Source organism: Zeimonas arvi (assembly GCF_008039575.1).
GTDB classification, from domain to species: Bacteria; Pseudomonadota; Gammaproteobacteria; order Burkholderiales; family Burkholderiaceae_E; genus Zeimonas; species Zeimonas arvi.
This window is the reverse complement of record NZ_VDUY01000002.1, coordinates 196518-217287: the sequence shown is the minus strand read 5'-3', so window position 1 is coordinate 217287 and position 20770 is coordinate 196518. Positions and strand designations below refer to the sequence as shown.

General features: G+C 69.7%; 21 protein-coding genes. 5 read left to right on the top strand and 16 right to left on the bottom strand.

Annotated features, from left to right (window positions below; genetic code table 11):
- Nucleotides 1-3 precede the first annotated feature (3 nt).
- Nucleotides 4-609, bottom strand: a complete 606-nt coding sequence (locus FHP08_RS05410) for a class I SAM-dependent methyltransferase (protein WP_147703305.1) — start codon at nt 607-609, stop codon at nt 4-6.
- Nucleotides 606-1973 (bottom strand): sigma-54 interaction domain-containing protein, encoded by a 1368-nt coding sequence (locus FHP08_RS05405; RefSeq protein WP_147703769.1) that lies wholly within the window; start codon nt 1971-1973, stop codon nt 606-608. The genes FHP08_RS05410 and FHP08_RS05405 overlap by 4 nt, the downstream gene beginning before the upstream one ends.
- Nucleotides 1974-2225: 252 nt before the next feature.
- Here FHP08_RS05405 and FHP08_RS05400 point away from each other — a divergent pair, with 252 nt between their 5' ends.
- The gene (locus FHP08_RS05400) at nt 2226-2465 is read left to right on the top strand and encodes a hypothetical protein (RefSeq protein ID WP_147703304.1); all 240 of its coding nucleotides are present in this window, start codon (nt 2226-2228) and stop codon (nt 2463-2465) included.
- Between the two features lie 37 nt (nt 2466-2502).
- Nucleotides 2503-3426, top strand: a complete 924-nt coding sequence (locus FHP08_RS05395; protein WP_147703303.1) for an MBL fold metallo-hydrolase — start codon at nt 2503-2505, stop codon at nt 3424-3426.
- On the opposite strand, the gene FHP08_RS05390 is transcribed toward FHP08_RS05395, so the two are convergent.
- Nucleotides 3393-4799, bottom strand: coding sequence for a NarK family nitrate/nitrite MFS transporter (locus tag FHP08_RS05390; RefSeq protein WP_147703302.1), 1407 nt, complete (start codon nt 4797-4799; stop codon nt 3393-3395). The genes FHP08_RS05395 and FHP08_RS05390 overlap by 34 nt on opposite strands.
- A 155-nt stretch (nt 4800-4954) precedes the next feature.
- On the opposite strand from FHP08_RS05390, the gene FHP08_RS05385 reads away from it, so the two are divergent.
- Nucleotides 4955-5650, top strand: coding sequence for a glutathione S-transferase family protein (locus tag FHP08_RS05385; protein WP_225879042.1), 696 nt, complete (start codon nt 4955-4957; stop codon nt 5648-5650).
- Nucleotides 5651-5713: 63 nt separating this feature from the next.
- Here FHP08_RS05385 and FHP08_RS05380 read toward each other — a convergent pair whose 3' ends face one another.
- The 10 genes from FHP08_RS05380 to FHP08_RS05335 all read right to left on the bottom strand — a co-directional run bounded on the left by FHP08_RS05380 (nt 5714) and on the right by FHP08_RS05335 (nt 13152).
- The gene (locus FHP08_RS05380) at nt 5714-6154 is read right to left on the bottom strand and encodes a host attachment protein (RefSeq protein WP_147703300.1); all 441 of its coding nucleotides are present in this window, start codon (nt 6152-6154) and stop codon (nt 5714-5716) included.
- Nucleotides 6151-6399: a hypothetical protein gene (locus FHP08_RS05375; RefSeq protein ID WP_147703299.1), complete on the bottom strand. Its 249-nt coding sequence runs from the start codon at nt 6397-6399 to the stop codon at nt 6151-6153. The genes FHP08_RS05380 and FHP08_RS05375 overlap by 4 nt, the downstream gene beginning before the upstream one ends.
- Nucleotides 6396-6782: a phage holin family protein gene (locus FHP08_RS05370; RefSeq protein WP_147703298.1), complete on the bottom strand. Its 387-nt coding sequence runs from the start codon at nt 6780-6782 to the stop codon at nt 6396-6398. Before FHP08_RS05370 ends, FHP08_RS05375 begins: the two co-directional genes overlap by 4 nt.
- Nucleotides 6783-6802: 20 nt before the next feature.
- A complete protein-coding gene (locus tag FHP08_RS05365; protein ID WP_147703297.1) occupies nt 6803-7114 on the bottom strand; it encodes a DUF883 family protein in 312 nt (103 codons plus the stop codon).
- A 127-nt stretch (nt 7115-7241) separates the two neighbouring features.
- On the bottom strand, nt 7242-8414 hold the full coding sequence (locus FHP08_RS05360; RefSeq protein ID WP_147703296.1) for an ABC transporter ATP-binding protein: 1173 nt from the start codon (nt 8412-8414) through the stop codon (nt 7242-7244).
- Entirely contained in the window at nt 8407-9075 is a 669-nt protein-coding gene (gene modB / locus FHP08_RS05355; RefSeq protein WP_147703295.1) for a molybdate ABC transporter permease subunit, read from the bottom strand. The genes FHP08_RS05360 and modB overlap by 8 nt, the downstream gene beginning before the upstream one ends.
- Nucleotides 9057-9950 (bottom strand): molybdate ABC transporter substrate-binding protein, encoded by an 894-nt coding sequence (modA, locus tag FHP08_RS05350; protein ID WP_147703294.1) that lies wholly within the window; start codon nt 9948-9950, stop codon nt 9057-9059. Before modA ends, modB begins: the two co-directional genes overlap by 19 nt.
- A 1-nt stretch (nt 9951) precedes the next feature.
- Nucleotides 9952-11136, bottom strand: coding sequence for an acetyl-CoA C-acetyltransferase (locus tag FHP08_RS05345; RefSeq protein ID WP_147703293.1), 1185 nt, complete (start codon nt 11134-11136; stop codon nt 9952-9954).
- Nucleotides 11133-12011 (bottom strand): S-formylglutathione hydrolase, encoded by an 879-nt coding sequence (gene fghA, locus FHP08_RS05340; RefSeq protein WP_147703292.1) that lies wholly within the window; start codon nt 12009-12011, stop codon nt 11133-11135. The genes FHP08_RS05345 and fghA overlap by 4 nt, the downstream gene beginning before the upstream one ends.
- A gap of 34 nt (nt 12012-12045) precedes the next feature.
- Entirely contained in the window at nt 12046-13152 is a 1107-nt protein-coding gene (locus tag FHP08_RS05335; RefSeq protein WP_147703291.1) for an S-(hydroxymethyl)glutathione dehydrogenase/class III alcohol dehydrogenase, read from the bottom strand.
- 368 nt (nt 13153-13520) lie between these two features.
- On the opposite strand from FHP08_RS05335, the gene FHP08_RS05330 reads away from it, so the two are divergent.
- Together FHP08_RS05330 and FHP08_RS05325 are read left to right on the top strand one after the other, a co-directional pair.
- Nucleotides 13521-14621 carry a GGDEF domain-containing protein gene (locus FHP08_RS05330; RefSeq protein WP_147703290.1) on the top strand — a complete coding sequence of 367 codons (1101 nt, stop codon included), beginning with the start codon at nt 13521-13523 and terminating at the stop codon, nt 14619-14621.
- Nucleotides 14622-14664: 43 nt separating this feature from the next.
- Nucleotides 14665-15660 carry a threo-3-hydroxy-L-aspartate ammonia-lyase gene (locus FHP08_RS05325; RefSeq protein WP_147703289.1) on the top strand — a complete coding sequence of 332 codons (996 nt, stop codon included), beginning with the start codon at nt 14665-14667 and terminating at the stop codon, nt 15658-15660.
- On the opposite strand, the gene FHP08_RS05320 is transcribed toward FHP08_RS05325, so the two are convergent.
- From FHP08_RS05320 to FHP08_RS05310, 3 genes are all read right to left on the bottom strand, one after another.
- On the bottom strand, nt 15645-18218 hold the full coding sequence (locus FHP08_RS05320; RefSeq protein ID WP_147703288.1) for a TRAP transporter permease: 2574 nt from the start codon (nt 18216-18218) through the stop codon (nt 15645-15647). The genes FHP08_RS05325 and FHP08_RS05320 overlap by 16 nt on opposite strands.
- A 149-nt stretch (nt 18219-18367) precedes the next feature.
- Entirely contained in the window at nt 18368-19354 is a 987-nt protein-coding gene (locus FHP08_RS05315) for a TAXI family TRAP transporter solute-binding subunit (RefSeq protein WP_147703287.1), read from the bottom strand.
- A gap of 35 nt (nt 19355-19389) precedes the next feature.
- Nucleotides 19390-20760 (bottom strand): aspartate aminotransferase family protein, encoded by a 1371-nt coding sequence (locus tag FHP08_RS05310; protein ID WP_147703286.1) that lies wholly within the window; start codon nt 20758-20760, stop codon nt 19390-19392.
- Nucleotides 20761-20770: the final 10 nt, after the last annotated feature.

Here is a 20770-nt window from a genome sequence, read left to right as displayed (position 1 = left end):
GCCCTATGCCGGCCGCTGGCCCAGGTAGCGCACGACCCTGGCTGCGCCCCGGTGCCCCGGCCCCTCGTCGAGCGTGACCTCGCCCGCCCAGGCGAGTTCCTCGCGAAGCAGGCCGTCGAAGTCCGCCTGCACGGCCTCCAGCGGGTAGAGCATGTCCGGGTCCTTCGGCCCGCCGCTGGACCGGCCCAGCTGTGCCCGGTCGAAGGCCTCGAGGATCAGCCAGCCGCCCGGCCCCAGCGCCTCGGCCATCGCATGGTGCACCGCGCGGCGGACCGAGGACGGCAGGTGAACGAATGTCAGGACCACTGCGTCGGCGCTGCCCGGCTCCGGCCGCCACTCGGCCAGATCCGCCTGCAATGTGGCGATCTGGGCGCCCTGCCCGGCTGCCAGCATCCGGGCCTTCTCCAGGCCGACTGCAGACGAGTCGATCGCCAGGACGTTGTGGCCCCGCAGGGCCAGCCAGACGCTGTTGCGACCCTCGCCGTCGCCGGGCAGGAGCACGCAGCCGCCCGGTCGCAGCCGCTCCGCCTCCGCGACGAGGAAGGCATTGGGCGCCGTGCCGTACTTGTAGCCTGCTTCGGCGTAGCGCTGATCCCAGAAATCGCTCATCCGGGTTCGCTCTCCTTCGGTGTTCCGTTGTCAGATGCCTGCGTTGCCCGCAGCGCGCGCAGCTTTCGATAGAGGGAACGTTCGCTGATTCCGAGCCGCCTGGCCAGTTCCGCTCGGCTGCCGTGGTGGCGGCGCAACTGTTCGTCGAGCGCCGCCAGTTCCAGGGCGGCCAGGGTCGTGGCTGCGGGCGGGCTCGCTTCTTGGGCGCCTGGGTTCTCGCCGCCCGCCCGCCACGGTCGGCAGCTTTCCATCGCCTGGTCGATGTGGGAGAGCTCGATGCGTGCGCCGTCGCACAGCAGCGCTGCGCGCTCGAGCAGGTTGCGAAGCTCCCGCACGTTGCCCGGGAAATCGTAGGCGGCGAACCGGGCAAGCGCGTCGCCGGAAAGCGCCAGCGCGCGACGCGGCGCCAGCCTCCCCAGCAGGGCTTCGGCCAGCAGCGCGATGTCCTCGCGCCGTTCCCGCAGCGCCGGCAGATGGATCGGGAAGACTTCCAGCCTGAAGAACAGATCCTGGCGGAAGCGGCCGTCGGCGATCATCGAGTGCAGGTCGCGGTGGGTGGCCGAGACGATTCGCAGGTCCGCGCGCCGAAGCTCGGTGCTGCCGACGCGGCGCCAGGTGCCGGACTCGAGCAACCGCAGCAGCTTGATCTGCATCGCCAGCGAAATGTCGCCCACCTCGTCGAGGAACAGCGTGCCGCCGTCCGCGGCCTCGACCAGTCCTGCCCGGGCCGCGCTGGCGCCGGTGAACGCGCCGCGCTCGTGCCCGAAGAGTTCGCTTTCGAACGACGACTCGGTCAGGCTGGCGCAGTCGACCACGACCAGCGGTCGCGAGGCACGATTGCTGCCTTCGTGGATGGCGCGGGCCACGAGTCCCTTGCCGGTGCCGGATTCGCCGCGCAGGAGCACCGACGCATCGGACGGCGCCACCCGGGAGATCAGCGCCATCAGGCTGCGGAAGGCTTCGGAGCGGCCGATCAGGCGCTCGCCTCCCTCGGATGCCCGGACGCTCCCGAGCGGCTGCATCTTCTCGACGTAATAGGCGATCGCGCCCGAGGCGTCGCGCACGGGGGTCAGCTCGATGTCGACGTAGGCCTCGCCATGCAGTGTGTGATGAAGGTGCAGCACGCGCTCGCGCCGGCCGCTCTCCCGGGCTCTCGCCAGGGGGCAGGATTCACCGGATTCGTCGCACGGCGCCTCGAAACGATGCGAGACCGCGTAGCAGGTCCGGCCGAGTGCCGAGCCCTCCGGGCTGAAGGCCCTGCGGTACGCGGCATTGGCGGCGAGGATGCGGTAGCCCCGATCGAACAGGATATGCGGCTCGGGGAGGCTTTCCAGATAGGAGATCAGCTCCGGAGAAAGGGACATCACGACTCCCGGTGGGCTGCAGAGGCTCATGGTAAGGCCCGGAAGCAGGTTCCTGCCAGATATGGCGGATGAACACGCCGAGAACATCTGCCGAAATCGGCACTTGCCAATGCCAATCTTGACGTTTCAAGTCAAGAATCATCTGGAATCATTCTTATATATGATTCATAAATATATGAATTAAAAGAAATATTTCTATCCGTCATGGCCTAAGCAATCCCTGGATCCGGAAGGCATCAGCTCTCTTCGCCGATGGAGCCTGCCATCTCCGATGCCAGTTCGGCCGCCCTTTTCTGCCACGCCTCGTCGGGTGACGCGGGAGTGCCGCGCGAGTCCGAGCGCCGCAAGCTCCCGATCGCCGCCGGCGGCATCGGCGCTGGCGCCGCCGCGACCGGGGCGGACTCCTTCGTGTCGAACCAGGTGCCGCCGCACCGGTTCCTCGGCGACACGAAGCCCGTCATCGGCGGGGACAGCGCCGCTCGAGCTGTGTAAGCTGGCCTGCGTCTGCAACCCTGCCCGGAGCCGCCCGATGACCGCCACGCGCCTGCAGATCGAGTCCTTCTTCGACGAGGACACCGCCACCTTCAGTCATCTGGTGCTGGACGGATCGAGCGGGCACTGCGCGATCGTCGACCCGGTGCTCGGCTTCGACCCGGCTTCGGGCCGCACCGACGACACCAGCGCCCGTCGGCTGGCGCATCGCGTGCAGGCGCTCGGCGCAAGGCTGCAGTGGATCCTCGAGACCCACGCCCATGCCGATCACCTGTCGGCCGCGCCCTTCCTCAAGCGCGCGCTGGGTGGCAGGATCGGCATCGGCGAGCGCATCCGCGAGGTGCAGCGCCGCTTCGGCGAGCTGTTCAACGAAGGGCCGGCGTTCGCGCGCGACGGCAGCCAGTTCGACCGCTTGTTCCCCGACGGCGAATGCTTCGCGATCGGCTCGCTGCAGGTTCGGGTCATGCACACGCCCGGCCACACGCCGGCCTGCCTGGCCTATGTCGTCGAAGACCAGGACGACCGGGTCGCTTTCGTGGGCGACACCCTCTTCATGCCCGACTACGGCACCGCCCGCTGCGATTTCCCGGGCGGCAGCGCCGCCACCCTGTACCGCTCGATCCAGAAGCTGCTCTCGTTGCCGCCACAGACCCGGCTCTTCATGTGCCACGACTATCCGCCCGATGGCCGCGCCATCCGGTGGGAAACAACGGTGGCCGAAGAACGGCGCGACAACATCCACGTGCGCGACGGGATCGACGAGGCCACCTTCGTGGCCATGCGCCAGCGTCGCGACGCCACGCTGGGCACGCCGCGGCTGATGCTGCCCGCCATCCAGGTGAACATCCGCGCGGGCGGGTTTCCGCCGCCCGAGGACAACGGGATCAGCTACCTGAAGATCCCGGTGGACGGTCTCGATCAGGTCCCTCAGCAGGGGCGCTCGGCGCCCTTGCGGGCGTAGAACCACCAGGTGGTCGCCACGCAGGTCAAGTAGAAGACGATGAAGCCCCACAGGGCGGCCTGCACGCCGCCGGTCATCGTGATCGACATCCCGTAGGTCTTCGGGATGAAGAAGCCGCCATAGGCGCCGATGGCCGCACTGAAGCCCAGCACCGCGGCCGCCAGCATGTTGCCTTCCTTGACCGCGGCCGCCTGCACCTCGGGGCCCTTGCCTTTCACGGACTCCATCGCCTCGTCCATGAAGATCACCGGGATCATCCGGAAGGTCGAGCCGTTGCCGATGCCCGAGGTGGCGAAGAGCACCAGGAACGAGACGAAGAACCCGGTGAGATTGCCGCCCTGCCCGCCCTCGGGCAGGAACTGCAGCACGCCGATCACGCCGACGATCATGGCCACGAAGTTCCACAGCGTGACCTGCGCGCCGCCGAGCTTGTCGGACAGCCAGCCGCCGAAGGGCCGGATCACCGCTCCGAGGAAGGGCCCCATCCAGGCGAACTCGAGCGGATTCACGTTCGGGAACTGCGACTTGATCAGCAGCGGAAAGCCCGCCGAGAAGCCGATGAACGATCCGAAGGTGCCCAGGTAGAGCCAGCACATCAGCCAGTTGTGCTTGCGCCCGAAGATCACCGCCTGGTCCCTGAACGAACTGCGCGCGTCGGCGATGTCGTTCATCATGAGGAAGGCCAGCAGCGAGGTGATCACGATCGGGATCACCCAGACGAAGGCCGCGTTCTGCAGCCAGATCTTGCGCGTGCCGCCGTCGGCCAGTTGCACGATCTGCGGGTCGCCGCCGAACCAGCCGAAGATGCCCGCCGCGATGACCAGCGGCACCATGAACTGCACCGAGGACACGCCCAGGTTGCCCAGCCCGGCATTCAAGCCCAGCGCCGAGCCCTTTCGCTCCTTGGGGAAGAAGAAGCTGATGTTGGCCATCGACGAGGAGAAGTTGCCGCCGCCGAAGCCGCAGAACACGGCAAGGAGCAGCATGACCCAGTACGGCGTTTCGGGGTCCTGGACCGCGAGGCCGATGCCGATGGCCGGGATCAGGAGCGACAGGGTGGACAGCACCGTCCAGCGCCGCCCGCCCACGATCGGCACCATGAACGAGTAGAAGATCCGCAGGGTGGCCCCGGAGAGCGCGGGTATTGCGGCGAGCCAGAACAACTGGTCCGTGGTGAACTCGAAGCCGGCTGCCGGCAATTGCGTGACCACCGCGCTCCAGACCATCCAGACCGCGAAGGCCAGGAAGAGCGCGGGGATCGAGATCCACAGGTTCTGGTTGGCGATCGCCCTGCCTTCGGCCTCCCAGAAGGCCTTGTCCTCGGGCGTCCAGAGGGTGAGCACGCGGCCCGTGCCGTGGGATATGTCGCTCATGAGCGGATCCTTGTCTTGTATGCGCTTCGTCGTCGAGCGCCGCGGGCTTCGCAAGCGGCGCTCGATCGCGCAGACTCTACGCGCTGAGCCAAGGCGCCGACAACACCCGGCATGCACAACCCGGACGAGGATTGACGAAGATGAAGGAGCCACTCATGAAGTTGTACATCGGCAACAGGAACTACTCGTCGTGGTCGATGCGGCCCTCGGTGCTGATTCGACAGACCGGCATCCCCTGCGAGGAGGTCGTGGTGCGCTTCGACTCCTTCGAGCCGGGCTCGGCCTTCAAGCGCGCGATCGCCGAGCTGAGCCCGACCGGCAAGGTGCCGGTGCTCGAAGCCGAGGTCGACGGCGCGCGACTGCTGGTCTGGGACACGCTGGCCATTGCCGAGTTCCTCGCCGAACGCTTCCCGGAGCGGCGCCTGTGGCCCGAGCGGGCCGCGGCGCGCGCCCGCGCGCGCTCGGTGGCCGCCGAGATGCACTCGGGATTCCAGGCGCTCAGGGCCTGCTTTCCGATGAACATCGAGGCCAGCCTGCCGGACGTGGGCGCCCGGCTGCTCGCCGAGCGCGGTGATGCGGCGGCCGACCTCGAACGGGTTCGCCGCCTGTGGCGCGACTGTCTCTCGGCTTCGGGCGGTCCCTTCCTGTTCGGGGATTTCGGCATCGCCGACGCATTCTTCGCGCCAGTGGTGATGCGGGCCCGGACGTATGCGCTGCCGCTCGACGACGACTGCCGCGCCTATGCGCAACGCGTGACGAATGCCCCCGGGGTGGCCGCCTGGATCGAGCTCGCCCTGGCGGAGAAGGACTTTCTCGCCTTCGAGGAACCCTATCGCAGCGGGCCCGCCTGAGCCGCGCTCCCCGAAGGGGCGGGTCACGCGATGCAGCCCGCCGGGGGCGGGCCCGGTCAGGCCTCAGCGCTCGAGTTGCTGGGCGATCCGCGTCTCGAGCTCGCGGCCGCTGAACGCGGTCAGGTCGATCGCGGCGCTGTGCTGGACCAGCTTGGCGCTGGGGCCGTCGAGCAGGTTGCGGAGGATTCCCAGCATGGCCGGGGAGGCGAACAGCACCAGCGCGCCGCAGCGGTCGCCGTGCACGCCCTGTTGCAGGCGGTCGACGATCTGCCGCGCGAACTTCTCCTGCTCCTTGTCCTTCATTTCCACCGCGGGGGAATAGGCGGTGTGGCCGCCGCCCTGGGTCATGGTGCTGCCAGGTTGGTCGTCGTTGAGCTCGGCGCTCTTCAGGCGGCTTTCGGGGTGGACGAATGACTCCAGCGGCTGGAGCGGATCCCTGGGTTTGGCGCGTTCGTAGAGCTGCGCCTGGAAGGCATTGGCGACGACGATCCAGGTGGGTTTCATCGGGAACTCTCCTTGGTCGGTGACGGCTTGCGGCGCCAGCGGGAATAGAGCCAGGGCACGACGAAGCCGAGCAGTGAGCGCCCGGGAACGGTCGAGGCTGCCGCGACCATCGATTCGCGCAGCAGCCTCAGCGGGCGCGTCGATTCGCGGATGTCGCGCGCCAGGCGCTCGCGCATCAGCATGGACTCGGCAACCAGCAGCCGCTTGCGCAAGGCGCGCAGGTCGTCCGGATCGGAGCGGCTCATCGCTTGGGTCCTTCGCCGCCTTGCCGGCGAACCGGAGGCGCCGCGCCCAGGCGCTGGCGATCCTGCTCGAACTGCGCCGCCGTTTCCGCGAACATCGGCGGCCGGTCTCGCGAGACGCGCGCCAGCAGCCACAGCAGCGCCGCGCCGCCGCTCGCGAACAGGATCGCGAAGCCGGCCAGCGCGAGCACGCGGTGGGTCTCCCAGAGCGCGACGACGACCGCGATCGCCCCGAATGCCACGCCGATGCAGAGCAGCAAGGCGCCGGCAAGGGCCATCGCGATCGCCCGCACGACATGGTCGATCTCGCCCTGGAGCTCGATGCCCGCGAGCTCGAGCCGAACGCGCAGCGTGCCGAGCAGCGAAGCGAGGATGCGCCGAATCATCGGGGCCGGTGCGCTTCGGTTCAGCGGCGGTTGAGCAGCAGGCCGATGACCACGCCCACGCCGGCCGCGATGCCGATCGAGGTCCAGGTGTGGTCGCGTACGTACTCGTCGCCGGCGCGCGCGGCGGACTTGGCCCGATCGGCGACCCGGGACTCGAGATCGGACAGGGTCTCGCGGGCTGCGCTGACCTGGTCGCGCAGCCTGCCCTTCAGCTCGACCAGATCGTCGCCGACGTCCGAGGCGGAGTCGCGGACCAGCTCGTCGAGTTCGGCCATGACCGTCTTGATGTCGGCGACCAGCTTTTCCTTCTGTTGTGCGCGTTGTTCGTTCATGAGGGACCTCCTGCGTGAAAAACTCGTGTGATCCGTGAGGGCGGCGACTCAGCCGGCACTGCCCGTCGCAGTGGCGCCGCGTCAGGACAATCTTCTCTCATGCGGCCATTTCCCGCGTTGTCCTGCCTCAATCCCCTGCCGATTCTGCCATGCGACTCGCGGCACCGGGCGCGGGCGGCATCAGCTGGATGCTGCGGCTGCGCAGGCGCAGCGGCACCGGATCGCCCTCGCGCAGCGCCTGCCGCTCGGCGATGTGGCGGGCCACGGTCAATGTCATGGGCAGGCCCGGGCGGTCGAAAGGCTGAACCGTGACGTGCAGTTGCGCGCCCAGCGCGATGATCCGCGTGATGCGCGCGTCGAACCGCGTGTCGCCGGGCGGCGTGGGCCGGAACGCGGAAAGCAGCAGCACCGCATCGGTGGGGATCGCCCAGGCGACCTCTTCGCCCGCGCGCAGCGAGTCGGCCAGCGGCGCCCGGACCGGCAGGCCTTCCCAGGCGATCCAGGTCGTGTCCTCGTCCGGGTCGTGGCGCAGCACCCGTGCCGGAAAGATGTTCTTCATGCCTGCCAGCCGGGCCACCTCCACGCTGCGCGGCCGGTGCAGCACCTCGAGCGGCGCGCCGGCCTGCAGGACCCGGCCTCGCGACAGCAGCGCGAGCCGGTCGGACAGCAGCGTGGCCTCGTCGAGGTCGTGCGTGACCAGCAGGATCGGGATGGCGAGCGCGCGGCGCAACTCGGCCAGTTCGCCGTACAGCTTCTCGCGGGTCACCTTGTCGACCGCGGAGAACGGTTCGTCGAGCAGCAGCACCGCGGGCTCGCGTGCCAGCGCGCGTGCCACCGCGACCCGCTGCTGCTGGCCGCCGGAAAGCTGGCCCGGAAGGCGTTCCTCGAGCCCCTGCAGGTTGACCCGCTGGAGCAGGCGGATCGCGCGGCCCTCGCGGTCGGGCAGCTTTCGCGGGACCGCCTCGAGCACGTTGCCGAGCGCGCTCAGGTGGGGAAAGAGCGCGTAGCTCTGGAAGACCATGCCGACCGCGCGCCGGCGCGCGGACAGGTCGATGCCCGCCGCGGTGTCCAGCCAGGTCTCGTCGCGGCAGCTGACCCGCCCGTTCGAGGGTCGGTACAGGCCGGCGATGGCCCGCAGGATGGTGGTCTTGCCGCTGCCCGAGGGGCCGACCAGCGACAGCAGCTCGCCGGGGGCGCAGTGCAGCGACAGGTCGAGCGGAATCGGGCCGGGCTGGGCCAGGCAGACCTGCAGCCCTGGCGCCCGAAGCGGCGGCGCTTCGGTGCGGAGACCGTCAGGCATGGCGCCTGGCCAGCCTGCCGCCGGCGACATAGGAGACCGCGATGGCCGCGAGCGAAACGGCCAGCAAGGTGGCCGACATGCGCGCCGCAGCGTTGTCGTCGAAGCCCTGCACCCGGTCGTAGATCGCGATGGCGATCGTCTGCGTCTCGCCGGGGATGTTGCCGCCGACCATCAGCACGATCCCGAACTCGCCCAACGTGTGCGCGAAGCTCATCACCAGGGCGGTCAGGATGCCCGGCCAGGCCAGCGGCAACTCGATGCGCCAGAGCGAGCGCGACAGCGACAGGCCGCAGCAGGCGGCGGCTTCGCGCACCTGCGGGGCGATCGACTCGAAGCCGCGCTGGATTGGTTGCACCGCGAACGGAAGATTGAACACCACCGAGGCGGCCACGAGTCCCTCGAAGCTGAAGGCGAGCGGCTTGCCGAAGAGCGCCTGCCAGACGGATCCCAGCGAGGACTCGGCGCCCATGCCCACCAGCAGGTAGTAGCCGAGCACCGTCGGCGGCAGGACCAGCGGCAGCGCCAGCAGCGCCTCGACGACGCCCTTGCCGGCGAATCGGCCGACCGCCAGCCATCGCCCGAGCACCAGGCCGATCGGCAGCAGGAACACCAGCGTCCAGAACGCCAGCCGAAGCGACAGGTTCAGCGCGTTCCAGTCCACCTGCTGCTCCCGGCGCCCTTCTCCCTGCCCCCTTCTTCCTTGTCTTCCGAGAACCCGTAACGCGCCAGCACTTCGCGCGCGGCCGGTTGCTGCAGCCAGGCGTGGAAGGCGCGCGCGGTCTCGCCTGCCCCCGCGATCAGCACCATCCTCTGGCGCAGCGGCTGGTGCCACGCGGCCGGGATCAGGGCGAACGAGGCGTTCCTGGCGACCTGCGGCGACAGCGCCAGCGACTGCGCCACGATGCCCCCCTGGGTGCTGCCGGATGTCGCGAACTGCGCGGCTTGCGAAACGTTCTCGCCCAGCACCAGCCTGGGCCGGATCGCGTCCCACAGGCCCGCGTGGCGCAGCGCCTCTTCCGCCCGCTTGCCGTAGGGCGCGTGATCGGGATTGGCGATCGCGAGTCGCTTCAGCCTGCCGTCGGCGAGCGCGGCCGCCAGGTCGCGCAGCTCGCCGTCGGTCTCGAGCGGCGAGCCGCGCGGCACGATCAGCACGATGCGGCCGACCGCGTAGAGCGTGCCGCGGTCCACCGTGAGGCCCTTGTCGGCCAGCCGGAAGACCATGTCCTCGTCGGCCGACAGGAACAGCTGGTAGGGCGCGCCCTGCTCGATCTGCCGGGCGAAGTTCCCCGAGGAGCCGAAGCTCAGGCGCAGCTTGCGGCCGGTTTCGCCGGTGAAGCGCGCCGCGAGCTCCTCGAGCGCGAACTTGAGGTCCGAGGCCGCAGCCACGGTGGGGATGTCGCCGGAGCCGGACGACGCTGCCGCGGCCGGCCGCACCGACTGCGCCGCGATGATCGAGGTCCCGCCGGCCAACAGGCCGGCCGCTGCGAGGCCGGCCGTGCCGCGCAGCAGGCGCCGTCGCGAAGAAGCCCGCGGCATCTCAGCGCAGCGCCTCGACGATCGTCACGTTCGCCATACCGCCGCCTTCGCACATCGTCTGCAGGCCGTAGCGCTTGCCGGTCTGCCGCAGCGCGTGCACCAGCGTGGCCATCAGCTTGGTGCCCGAGGCCCCCAGCGGATGGCCCAGCGCGATCGCGCCGCCGCGCGCGTTGAGCCGCTCGGGGTCGGCGCCGGTGGCCTTCAGCCAGGCAAGCGGCACCGACGCGAAGGCCTCGTTGACCTCGAAGAGGTCGATGTCGTCGATCGACAGCCGGGCGCGGGCAAGCGCCTTGGCGGTGGCCGGGATCGGCGCCTCGAGCATGATCGCCGGATCGTGGCCGAGCACGCTCATGTGGCGGATGCGCGCGAGCGGTCTCGCGCCGCTTGCCTTCAGGCCGCGCTCGTTCATGACCATCACGCCCGAGGCGCCGTCGCAGATCTGGCTGGCGTTGGCCGCGGTGATCACGCCGCCCTCCTGGAGCAGCTTGACCGAGCGGATCGCCTCGATCGTGGCGTCGAAGCGGATGCCTTCGTCGATCGTGTGCATGTCTTCGGACTCCGCGCCGTCGCTGGTGCGGATCGGCAGCGGCAGGATCTCGTCGCCGAAGGCGGCGCCGCGCACCGCGGCCGCCGCCCTGCGGTGGCTGGCCAGGGCGTAGTCGTCGAGCAGCTCCCGGGAGAGCTCGTACTTGCGGGCCATCATCTCGGCGCCGGCGAACTGGCTGAACAGCGGCGTGCCCGGGTAGCGTGCGCGGATCGCCGGGCTCATGTAGTCGCCCATGGCCGCCTTCGCGGCCAGCGCATGCGGCGAGCCCATCGGCACTCGGCTCATGCTCTCGACGCCGGCCGCGATCACCACGTCCATCGTGCCCGAGATCACCGCCTGCGCGGCGAAGTGCAGCGCCTGCTGCGAGGAGCCGCACTGCCGGTCCACCGAGGTGCCCGGCACCGACTCGGGCAGGCCGGAGGCGAGCACCGCGTTCCGGGCCACGTTGGTCGATTGCTCGCCGACCTGGCTCACGCAGCCCAGGATCACGTCCTCGACGCTCGCCGGATCCGCGCCGCTGCGCGCCACCAGCGCGTCGATGACCCGGCCCGCCAGATCCACGGGGTGCCAGCCTGAAAGCCGCCCGCCGCGGCGACCGCCGGCGGTGCGGACCGCCGCGACGATGTATGCCTCGCTCATGAACTCGTGCTCCCAGTGGATGTCGGCTTGCCCAGCGCCTTCGCATGATGGCGCAGGTGGTCGTCTGCGAAGCTCGCGATGAAGTAGTAGCCGTGATCGTAGCCCTCGTGGCGGCGCAGCTCGAGCGCCTGCCCCACTGCGGCGCATGCGGCCTCGAAGGCTTCCGGATGCAGCTGCTCGGACAGGAACTTGTCGGAAAGGCCCTGGTCGATCAGGATGCCGCCGGGGAAAGGCGCTTCGGCCTGCGACTGCATCAGCTCGCTGGCGTCGTGGGCGCGCCATCGGCCGCGATCCTCGCCAAGGTAGCCCGAGAAGGCCTTCACGCCCCAGGGACAGCGCATCGGCGCGGCGATCGGCGCGAAGGCCGACACCGAGCGGAAGCGCCCGGGGTGCCGCAGCGCCAGGGTCAGCGCGCCGTGACCGCCCATCGAGTGGCCGAAGATGCCGACCCGATCGCCATCCAGGTCGAAGCTGCGCGTGACGAGCGGCAGCAGTTCGGTGATCAGCCAGGACTCCATCCGCCAGTGGCGGTTCCAGGGCTCGCGCATGGCATCGAGCCAGAAGCCGGCGCCGACCCCGAAGTCCCAGGCGTCGGCTTCGCCCGGCACATTCGCCCCGCGCGGGCTGGTGTCGGGCGCGAGCAGTGCCAGTCCGAGCTCGCTCGCGAGCCGCTGGGCGCCCGCCTTGGTCGGGAACGTCTCTTCCGTGCAGGTGAGCCCCGCCAGGTACACCAGCAGGGGCACCCGATCCTTGCGCGCCTGAGGCGGCAGGAACAGCGAGAACCGCATCGGCAGCCCCACCACCGCGGAATCGTGCGAGTGGAACACCTGCACGCCCCCGAAGCAGCCGTGCTCGCTCAGCAACCTGGTCGCCATGCCCGTCTCCCCGCCTTCGTCCCCCGTCTCTTGCTCAATAAACCACCACCGACCTGATCGACTCGCCCCGCTTCATCAGGTCGAAGCCCTCGTTGATCTGCGCCAGGCTCAGCCGGTGCGTGATCAGCGGGTCGATCCGCAGCTTGCCGTCCATGTACCAGTCGACGATCTTCGGCACGTCGGTGCGGCCGCGCGCCCCGCCGAAGGCCGAGCCTTTCCAGACCCGGCCGGTGACCAACTGGAACGGCCGGGTCGAGATCTCGGCGCCGGCCTCGGCCACGCCGATGATGACGCTCTGGCCCCAGCCCTTGTGGCAGCACTCCAGCGCCTGGCGCATCGTGGTGGTGTTGCCGATGCACTCGAAGCTGTAGTCGGCGCCGCCGTCGGTGAGTTGCACGATCGTGTCGACGACGTTGTCCACGCTCTTCGGATCGACGAAGTGCGTCATGCCGAACTCGCGGGCCATCTTCTCGCGCGCCGGGTTGAGGTCCACTCCGATGATCCTGTCCGCGCCGACCATCTTCGCGCCCTGGATCACGTTCAGGCCGATGCCGCCCAGGCCGAACACCACCACGTTGGCGCCCGCCTCGACCTTGGCGGTGAAGAGCACCGCGCCGACGCCGGTGGTCACGCCGCAGCCGATGTAGCAGACGACGTCGAAGGGCGCGTCCTCGCGGATCTTCGCCAGCGCGATCTCGGGCACCACGATGTGGTTTGCGAAGGTGGACGTGCCCATGTAGTGCAGGATCGGCTTGCCGTCGAGCGAGAAGCGCGAGCTGCCGTCGGGCATCAGGCCCTTGCCCTGGGTGGCGCGGATCGACTGGCACAGGTTCGTTTTCCGCGACAGGCAGAACTTGCACTGCCGGCATTCCGGCGTGTAGAGCGGGATCACGTGGTCGCCCTTCTTCAGCGTGCCGACACCGGGCCCCACGTCGACCACCACGCCGGCGCCTTCGTGGCCCAGGATGGCCGGGAACAGGCCCTCGGGGTCGGCCCCCGACAGCGTGTACCAGTCGGTGTGGCAGATGCCGGTGGCCTTCACCTCGACGAGGACCTCGCCGAACTTCGGCCCCTGCAGGTCGACCTGCTCGACAGTCAGGGGTTTGCCAGCCTGCCAGGCAACGGCTGCGCGGGTCTTCATCGACACTCTCCTCGAATCGATCGGTTCAACGGCGCCGGCACCCGGCCGGAAAATGCGGCCAGTCTAACTCCCGGCCGCCTTGCGCCTGGGGCAAGGCGGACTTCCCGGGATTCCGCCATGCGGTAATCGCCCGGAATCCGACGGGCCAGCGTGCTGCCCGACCTTCGGCGCCGGAGCTTCGGCAAGCGCAAGGCGGCTTGATCCCGACGATCCGCCGCCGGCCGCCGCTGCCGGTGGCGGCCGGCCTTCCCCCTCTTCCCGGCTGCCCCCTGTTCAGGGCGGGTGCGCGCGCGCTTGCGGCGCTATAGAATTCCCTTAAGGCATTTCGGAAGGGTGCCTCTCCTCCAGACTGCCGCCAGGAGCGCAAGATGAACGCGCCAGAGCTGCATCACGCAAGGCCGGTCAAACCGGGCGCCTCGGCCGGGGAGACGATCCCCGGCGAGCGCTCCCACTGCGCCCGCCACCTGCGACGGCTCGCCGAGTTCAGCCGCGCCCTCCAGTCTGCTGGCACGCTGGCCGAGGCCTTGCGGCGCTTCGACGAGCACCTGCCGTGCCTGTTCCACACCACGGGCGGCGCGATCTACCTGTTCGAGTCCGGCTCGCCGCCCCTGCGGCGGGTATGCGCCTGGGGCCACGCCCCCTTGCCGCCGGCGTCCTCCGGAACGGCGCTTCGGGCCCTGCCTGCCAGCAACGACCCTGGCCGCAAGCGCCGCGGCGCGGTCTGGTTGCCGCTCCAGGTGAACGGCGAGGTCGACGGCTTGCTCGGGCTCGCCTGCGCCGCCGCGGAGGCCGACGCGCTGATGCGCAGCGCCTACACCGCGGCAACCGTCGCGCAGATCGCCCTCGAGATCGGCAACATGAAGTCGCGCGATGCCCTGCGCGAGCAGTCGATCCGCGACCCGCTCACCGGTCTCTACAACCGGCGCTACCTGGAAGAGTCGCTGCGGCGCGAGCTGCTGCGCGCGGTGCGCCTGACCCGACGCAGAGCCGGCCTGGGGGTCCTGATGATCGACGTGGACCATTTCAAGCGCTTCAACGACGAGCACGGCCACGAGGCCGGCGACCTCGTGCTTGCGGCCATCGGCTCGCGCCTGCGCCGGGTGGTGCGCGCGAGCGACATCGCCAGCCGCTTCGGCGGCGAGGAGTTCGTCGTCGTGCTGCCCGAGGTCACGCCGGCCCGCGCCCTGGTGCGGGCCGAGCAGGTGCGCTCGGCGGTCGAGGCGCTTCGCCTTGTCCACCACGGCGAGCCGCTTCCGCCGGTCACGGTGTCGGTCGGCGCGGCGATGTATCCGCACCATGGCGACTCGGTCGAGTCCTTGCTGCGGGCCGCCGACCACGCACTCTACGGGGCCAAGCGCGACGGGCGAAACCAGGTCCGCTGCGTGACCGCCGAGGAACTCCACGATACGGGTTCACGCCTGGGGGCGACCGCCGAGTCCGCTGTGCGAGCGCATTCCGGGAGCGCCTGAAACCACCGCAGCGGCCGATCGGGATCGCGTACGATCCCGACTCATGAGCGATTCCCTCCTTGCCGCTGCCGAAACCGCGCCGACCTTGCCCGGCTTCGCCGATGTCCGGCTTGCCGCCAGCCGCCTGGCCGGTGTCGCGCATCGCACGCCGGTGCTGCGCTCGGCCACCGCCGACGCAATCACCGGCGCGCAGCTGTTCTTCAAGTGCGAGAACCTGCAGCGGATGGGCGCCTTCAAGTTCCGGGGCGCCTACAACGCGATCGCCGCGCTCGACGACATCGGTCGGCGCGCCGGCGTGCTGGCCTTCTCGTCGGGCAACCACGCGCAGGCGATCGCGCTGGCCGCGCGCCTGCTCGGGGTCAAGGCCACGATCGTCATGCCGGCCGATGCGCCGGCAGCCAAGCTGGCTGCCACCCGCGGCTACGGCGGCGAGGTCGTCACCTACGATCGCTTCGCCGAGGACCGCGAGGCGATCTCGAATCGGCTCGCCGCCGAGCGCGGGCTCACGCTGATCCCTCCCTACGATCACGCCGAGGTGATCGCGGGCCAGGGCACGGCCGCGATGGAGCTCCTGGAGGAGGCCGGGCCGCTCGACGCGCTGTTCGTCTGCCTGGGCGGAGGTGGCCTGCTGTCCGGCAGCCTGCTGGCCGCCTCGGCCATGGCGCCGGCTTGCGCGGTCTTCGGCGTGGAGCCCGAAGCCGGCGACGATGCCCGCCAATCGCTGCGCGCCGGCCGGATCGTCACGATCCCGGTGCCGAAGACGATCGCCGACGGAGCGATGACCACCCACCTCGGGCGGCTGACCTTTCCCATCATCCGTGACCATGTCCGCGACATTCTCACGGTATCCGATGCCAGGCTCGTCGAACAGATGCGCTTCTTCGCCGAACGCATGAAGATCGTCGTCGAACCCACCGGTTGCCTGGCCGCTGCCGCGGCCTTCGACGCGGCGCCGGCCTGGCAGGGCAAGCGGGTCGGCGTGATCGTGAGCGGCGGGAACGTGGACCTGGCGGCCTACGCGCGCTACCTGGCCGGCTGAGCGGCCATCCGCCGCCCCTGTCTCCACCAGACCAGGCCGACCAGCAAGAGCGCCGGCAGGTAGATCCAGTGGATCGCCGGCTGATCGGTCGGCACCTTGACCGCGGCCACGTCCCAGCCGGCCTCGAAGCCCGACTTGCGGGCCCGGCTGCCGAAGGCCACGTTGGCGATCTGCACCGAGTCGCCGAGCGCCACCACGGCGAGCCCGGCGTCGCGCAGCCGCTTTCGCCCGTCGCCGGGTTCGCTGGCCAGCTGCACCGCCACGGTCTTCTGGACCTCGTCGCCTTCCAGGTTCACCCCGTGGATCTGCAGCACCAGCCGGTCGCCTTCGCCCAGCTTGCCGGCCACGTCGAAGATCTGGCTCGCCGGCGCCTCGGTGTACGGCGCCTTCAGCTTGTCCATGAAGTAATCGGGGCGGAACAGCGCGAAGGTGGCCACCAGCAGCAGCACGATCTCCCACCAGCGGCACTTCACGCGGAACCAGCCCATGGTGGCCGCCGCGAAGGTCAGCGAGGCGATGGTGGACGCGGTCGCCACCAGCGCGACCTCGAACCAGCCGTGCACGTCGATCAGCAGCAGCGCCGGGTTGAAGACGAAGACGAAGGGCAGCACCACGGTGCGCAGCGCGTACAGCGAGCCCTGGATGCCGGTCCGGATCGCGTCTTCCCCGGAGATGGCCGCGGCGGCGAACGAGGCCAACCCCACCGGCGGCGTGATGTCGCCCATGATCCCGTAGTAGAAGACGAACAGGTGCACCGCGATCAGCGGGATCACCAGGCCGTTCTGCGCGCCCAGCTCCACGATGACCGGCGCCATCAGCGAGGCGACCAGGATGTAGTTCGCGGTGGTCGGCACGCCCATCCCGAGCACCAGGCACACGAAGGCGGTGAAGAGCAGCATGGCGAACACGTTGCCCTGCGACACCACCTCGACGAAGTCGGTCATCCGGAAGCCGAGCCCGGTGAGCGTGATGCCGCCCACGATGATTCCTGCCGTACCGGTGGCAATGCCGATGCCGATCATGTTGCGGGCGCCGTCGTTGAGCCCGCCGACCACCTCGCGCCAGCCCACACCGAAGGCCTCTCCGAGGCGACCGTTCCCGCGGAACAGCGCGATCAGCGGGCGCTGCGTGACCATCAGCGCGATCAGCGCCATCGTGGCCCAGAAGGCCGAGAGCGCGGGCGACATCTCCTCGATCATCAGGCACCAGATCAGCGTGCCGATCGGGATCAGGAAGTGCAGCCCGGCGCGCACCGTGGGCCAGGTGTCGGGCAGCACCGGGTTGTCGACGTCGATCTCGGTGGGCAGGTCGGGATAGCGCGAGGCGATCTTCAGCAGCGCCACGTGCAGCGCGAGCAGCAGCCCGCCGACGATCCAGGGCGCCGCCGCGCCGAGCAGCCTCTGCGCACCCATGGCGATCCAGTAGATCAGCGCGAGCACCACGATCGTGCCGGACAGCCCGAGCCCCCAGCGCACCATTTTCTGGCCGATGCTTCGCTCGCGCTGCGAGGCGGTCGCCTCCAGGCCCAGCTTCAGCGCCTCGAGGTGCACGATGTAGAAGAGCGCGACATAGGAGATCGTCGCGGGCAGGAAGGCATGCTTGACGATGTCGGTGTACGGGATGCCCACGTACTCGACCATCAGGAAGGCTGCCGCGCCCATCACCGGCGGCATGATCTGTCCGTTGACCGAGGACGCGGTCTCGATGGCGCCGGCCTTCACGCCGCCGTAACCGGCCTTCTTCATCAGCGGGATCGTGAAGATCCCGCCCGACACCACGTTGGACACCGAGGAGCCCGAGATCAGCCCGTTCAGGCCCGAGGACACGACCGCGACCTTGGCCGGTCCGCCGCGCAGGTGGCCGAGCGCCGCGAAGGACACCTGCATCATGTAGTTGCCTGCGCCGGCCCGGTCGAGCAGCGAGCCGAACAGCACGTAGATGAAGATGAAGCCGACCGAGACGCCCAGGGCCACGCCGTACACGCCCTCGGTGGTCAGCCACATGTGCGAGATCATCCGCTCGAGCGAGGCGCCCTTGTGGGCGATCACGTCGGGCAGGTAGGGGCCCAGGAAGATGTAGCCGATGAAGATGATCGCGAGGATCGCCATCGGCGTGCCGACCGCGCGGCGGGTGGCCTCGAGCAGCAGCACGAGGCCCACGGTGGCCACCACGATGTCGAAGCCGGTGGGCTGGCCGGGGCGGGTCGCGAGCTGGTCGTAGAAGAGCAGCAGGTAGGCGCCGGCGAAGGCCGCCACGAAGGCCAGCACCCAGTCGTAGAGGGGGACGGCGTGGCGCATGCCGCTCCGGGAAGCCGGAAACGCCAGGAAGGCCAGGAACAGTGCCAGGCCCAGGTGCAGCGCCCGCGCCTCGGTGTCGTTGAGCAGGCCGATGCCCAGCGTGAAGGGCAAGGGCGATGCGTACCAGAGCTGAAAGAGCGCCCAGCCGATCGCCGCGGCGAAGATCACCACCCCGGCGGCGCCGCTGGCGGCCCGGCCGCCGGTGTCGCTGTCGGCGACCAGTTGCTGCAGGTCCGCGGGCGCCTTGTCGATGTCGCTCATCCTTCTCCCCTTCGGGCTCGGGCTGCCACAGGCGCCGCCACCGGCAGCCCGGCCGTGTCGTTCTTGTCGTCGCGCGTGTGCCGCGCAGGCCGGACGAAAAAAGCGGGCGCCGGGCCCGCTTTCTTCGCTTCAGCGACTCTCGGGCCGGATCACTTGACCCAGCCTTTCTCCTTGTAGTACCGCAGCGCGCCTTCGTGCAGCGGCGCCGACAGGCCGTCCTTGGCCATGTTCTCGGGCTTCAGGTTGGCCAGCGCCGGGTGCAGCTTCTTGAAGTCGTCGAAGTTGTCGAAGACCGCCTTCACGACCTGGTAGACCGTGTCGGCAGGCGTCTTGGACGAGGCCACCACGGTGGCCAGCACGCCGTAGGTCTCGGTCGGATCGGGGTTGCCCGGATACATGCCGCCCGGGATGGTGGCTTTCGCGTAATAGGGCTTGTCGGCCAGCAGCTTGTCGACGGCCGGGCCGGTCAGCGAAACCAGCTTGGCGCCGCATGAGGTGGTCGGGTCCTGGATGTTCGCCGACGGGTGACCCACCGCGTAGAAGAAGCCGTCGATCTTGCCGTCGCACAGCGCCGGGCCGTGCTCGTCGGCCTTGAGCTCGGCCGCGAGACCGAAGTCGCTCATCTTCCAGCCCAGCGCGCCGACCAGTTCCTCCATCGATGCGCGGGTGCCCGAGCCCGGGTTGCCCACGTTGAAGCGCTTGCCCTTGAAGTCGTCGAAGGACTTGACGCCGGCTTCCTTGCGGGCGACCACGGTGAAGGGCTCCGGATGCACCGAGAAGACCGCGCGCAGGTCGCCCCAGGCGCCGGCGTCCTTGAACTGGCCCACGCCCTTGGTCGCGTTGTACTGCACGTCGGACTGCGCGAAGCCCAGGTCGAGCTCGCCGGCCTTGATCGTGTTCACGTTGAAGACCGAGCCGCCGGTGGACTCCACCGAGCAACGGATGCCGTGCTTGGCGCGGTCCTTGTTGACCAGGCGGCAGATCGCGCCGCCGGCCGCGTAGTACACGCCGGTCACGCCGCCGGTGCCGATCGTCATGAACTTCTGCTGGGCCGAGGCCGGTGCACTGAAGGCGGCCGCCGTGAGGGCTGCGCCGACGATCGCCGCGAATTTCGCGGTTTGCGGGATCCTGATCATTTTTGTCGATCTCCTTGGTTGGAAACGCCCCAGATTTAACCGGAAACACGGATCGAGGCAAGTTCGGCCCCACGCACCGGCCGCCCCGCGATCGACGCGTCGACCGCCTCGCCGAGCCGCTCCACGATCATGTCCAGCTCATCGTCGGACACGATGAAGGGGGGCGCGAGCAGCACATGGTCGCCCAGCCGGCCGTCGATCGTGCCGCCCATCGGGTAGCACATCAGGCCCAGGTCCATTGCCGCCTGCTTGATCTTCGCGTGCAGCTTCAGCGCCGGGTCGAAGACCTGTTTCGATGCCCGATCGGACACCAGCTCGATCGCCTGGAACAGCCCGCGACCGCGGATGTCGCCCACGTGCGGGTGCTGGCCGAAGCGCGCCACCAGCCGTTCGGTGAGCGCGCGGCCCTGCACGCGCACCCGGTCGAGCAGCCGGTCGCGGCGGATGACCTGCTGCACCGCGAGCGCCGCGGCGCAGGCCACCGCGTGGCCGAGGTAAGTGTGGCCGTGCTGGAAGAAACCGGTGCCCCTGGCGAAGGCGTCGACGATGCGCCCGCTCGCGAGCACCGCCCCGATCGGCTGGTAGCCGCCGCCCAGCCCCTTGGCGACCGTCATCAGGTCCGGGGCGACGCCCTCCTGCTCGCAGGCGTGCAGCGTGCCGGTGCGGCCCATCCCGCACATCACCTCGTCGAGGATCAGCAGGATGCCATGCCGGTCGCAGAGCTCGCGCACGCCCTTCAGGTAGCCGACAGGCGGCACCAGGGCGCCCGAGGTGGCGCCCCCCACGGTCTCGGCCACGAAGGCGATCACGTTCTCGCCCCCCAGCCGGGCGATCGTGTCGGACAACTCGGCCACCAGCCGCTGGCCGTAGTCGGCGGGCGACTCGCCCATCTGCATGTCCCGGTAGGCATAGGGCGGCGAGACATGCTCGACGTCGATCAGCAGCGGCGCGAACTGCCTGCGCCGCCAGGCGTTGCCGCCCACCGCCAGCGCGCCCAGCGTGTTGCCGTGGTAGCTCTGCCGGCGCGCGATGAAGTGCTTGCGCTGCGGCTGGCCGATCTCCACGAAGTACTGCCGGGCCATCTTCAGCGCGGCCTCGACCGCTTCGGAGCCGCCCGAGACGAAGTAGACGTGGCCGATGCCGTCCGGCGCATCGGCCGCCAGGGTCTCGGCCAGCTCCTCGGCGACCTCGGTGGTGAAGAAGCTGGTGTGCGCGTAGGCCAGCTTGTCGATCTGCGCGTGCATGGCCGCGTTGATGTCCGGATGACCGTGGCCCAGGCAGGACACGGCTGCACCGCCCGAGGCGTCGATGTAGCGCCGGCCGTCGGCATCGACGATCCAGACGCCCTCCCCGCCGACGGCGACCGGGTAGCGCTTGTTCAGGGTGCGGTGGACGATTCGGGTCATGGCTCGATTC

What these genes read in the sequence shown, in the direction of transcription:
- FHP08_RS05410 (WP_147703305.1), bottom strand. Translation starts at nt 609, where the DNA reads ATGAGCGATTTCTGGGATCAGCGCTACGCCGAAGCAGGCTACAAGTAC.
- FHP08_RS05405 (WP_147703769.1), bottom strand. Translation starts at nt 1,973, where the DNA reads ATGTCCCTTTCTCCGGAGCTGATCTCCTATCTGGAAAGCCTCCCCGAG.
- FHP08_RS05400 (WP_147703304.1), top strand. Translation starts at nt 2,226, where the DNA reads ATGGAGCCTGCCATCTCCGATGCCAGTTCGGCCGCCCTTTTCTGCCAC.
- FHP08_RS05395 (WP_147703303.1), top strand. Translation starts at nt 2,503, where the DNA reads ATGACCGCCACGCGCCTGCAGATCGAGTCCTTCTTCGACGAGGACACC.
- FHP08_RS05390 (WP_147703302.1), bottom strand. Translation starts at nt 4,799, where the DNA reads ATGAGCGACATATCCCACGGCACGGGCCGCGTGCTCACCCTCTGGACG.
- FHP08_RS05385 (WP_225879042.1), top strand. Translation starts at nt 4,955, where the DNA reads ATGAAGTTGTACATCGGCAACAGGAACTACTCGTCGTGGTCGATGCGG.
- FHP08_RS05380 (WP_147703300.1), bottom strand. Translation starts at nt 6,154, where the DNA reads ATGAAACCCACCTGGATCGTCGTCGCCAATGCCTTCCAGGCGCAGCTC.
- FHP08_RS05375 (WP_147703299.1), bottom strand. Translation starts at nt 6,399, where the DNA reads ATGAGCCGCTCCGATCCGGACGACCTGCGCGCCTTGCGCAAGCGGCTG.
- FHP08_RS05370 (WP_147703298.1), bottom strand. Translation starts at nt 6,782, where the DNA reads ATGATTCGGCGCATCCTCGCTTCGCTGCTCGGCACGCTGCGCGTTCGG.
- FHP08_RS05365 (WP_147703297.1), bottom strand. Translation starts at nt 7,114, where the DNA reads ATGAACGAACAACGCGCACAACAGAAGGAAAAGCTGGTCGCCGACATC.
- FHP08_RS05360 (WP_147703296.1), bottom strand. Translation starts at nt 8,414, where the DNA reads ATGCCTGACGGTCTCCGCACCGAAGCGCCGCCGCTTCGGGCGCCAGGG.
- modA (WP_147703294.1), bottom strand. Translation starts at nt 9,950, where the DNA reads ATGCCGCGGGCTTCTTCGCGACGGCGCCTGCTGCGCGGCACGGCCGGC.
- FHP08_RS05345 (WP_147703293.1), bottom strand. Translation starts at nt 11,136, where the DNA reads ATGAGCGAGGCATACATCGTCGCGGCGGTCCGCACCGCCGGCGGTCGC.
- fghA (WP_147703292.1), bottom strand. Translation starts at nt 12,011, where the DNA reads ATGGCGACCAGGTTGCTGAGCGAGCACGGCTGCTTCGGGGGCGTGCAG.
- FHP08_RS05335 (WP_147703291.1), bottom strand. Translation starts at nt 13,152, where the DNA reads ATGAAGACCCGCGCAGCCGTTGCCTGGCAGGCTGGCAAACCCCTGACT.
- FHP08_RS05330 (WP_147703290.1), top strand. Translation starts at nt 13,521, where the DNA reads ATGAACGCGCCAGAGCTGCATCACGCAAGGCCGGTCAAACCGGGCGCC.
- FHP08_RS05325 (WP_147703289.1), top strand. Translation starts at nt 14,665, where the DNA reads ATGAGCGATTCCCTCCTTGCCGCTGCCGAAACCGCGCCGACCTTGCCC.
- FHP08_RS05320 (WP_147703288.1), bottom strand. Translation starts at nt 18,218, where the DNA reads ATGAGCGACATCGACAAGGCGCCCGCGGACCTGCAGCAACTGGTCGCC.
- FHP08_RS05315 (WP_147703287.1), bottom strand. Translation starts at nt 19,354, where the DNA reads ATGATCAGGATCCCGCAAACCGCGAAATTCGCGGCGATCGTCGGCGCA.
- FHP08_RS05310 (WP_147703286.1), bottom strand. Translation starts at nt 20,760, where the DNA reads ATGACCCGAATCGTCCACCGCACCCTGAACAAGCGCTACCCGGTCGCC.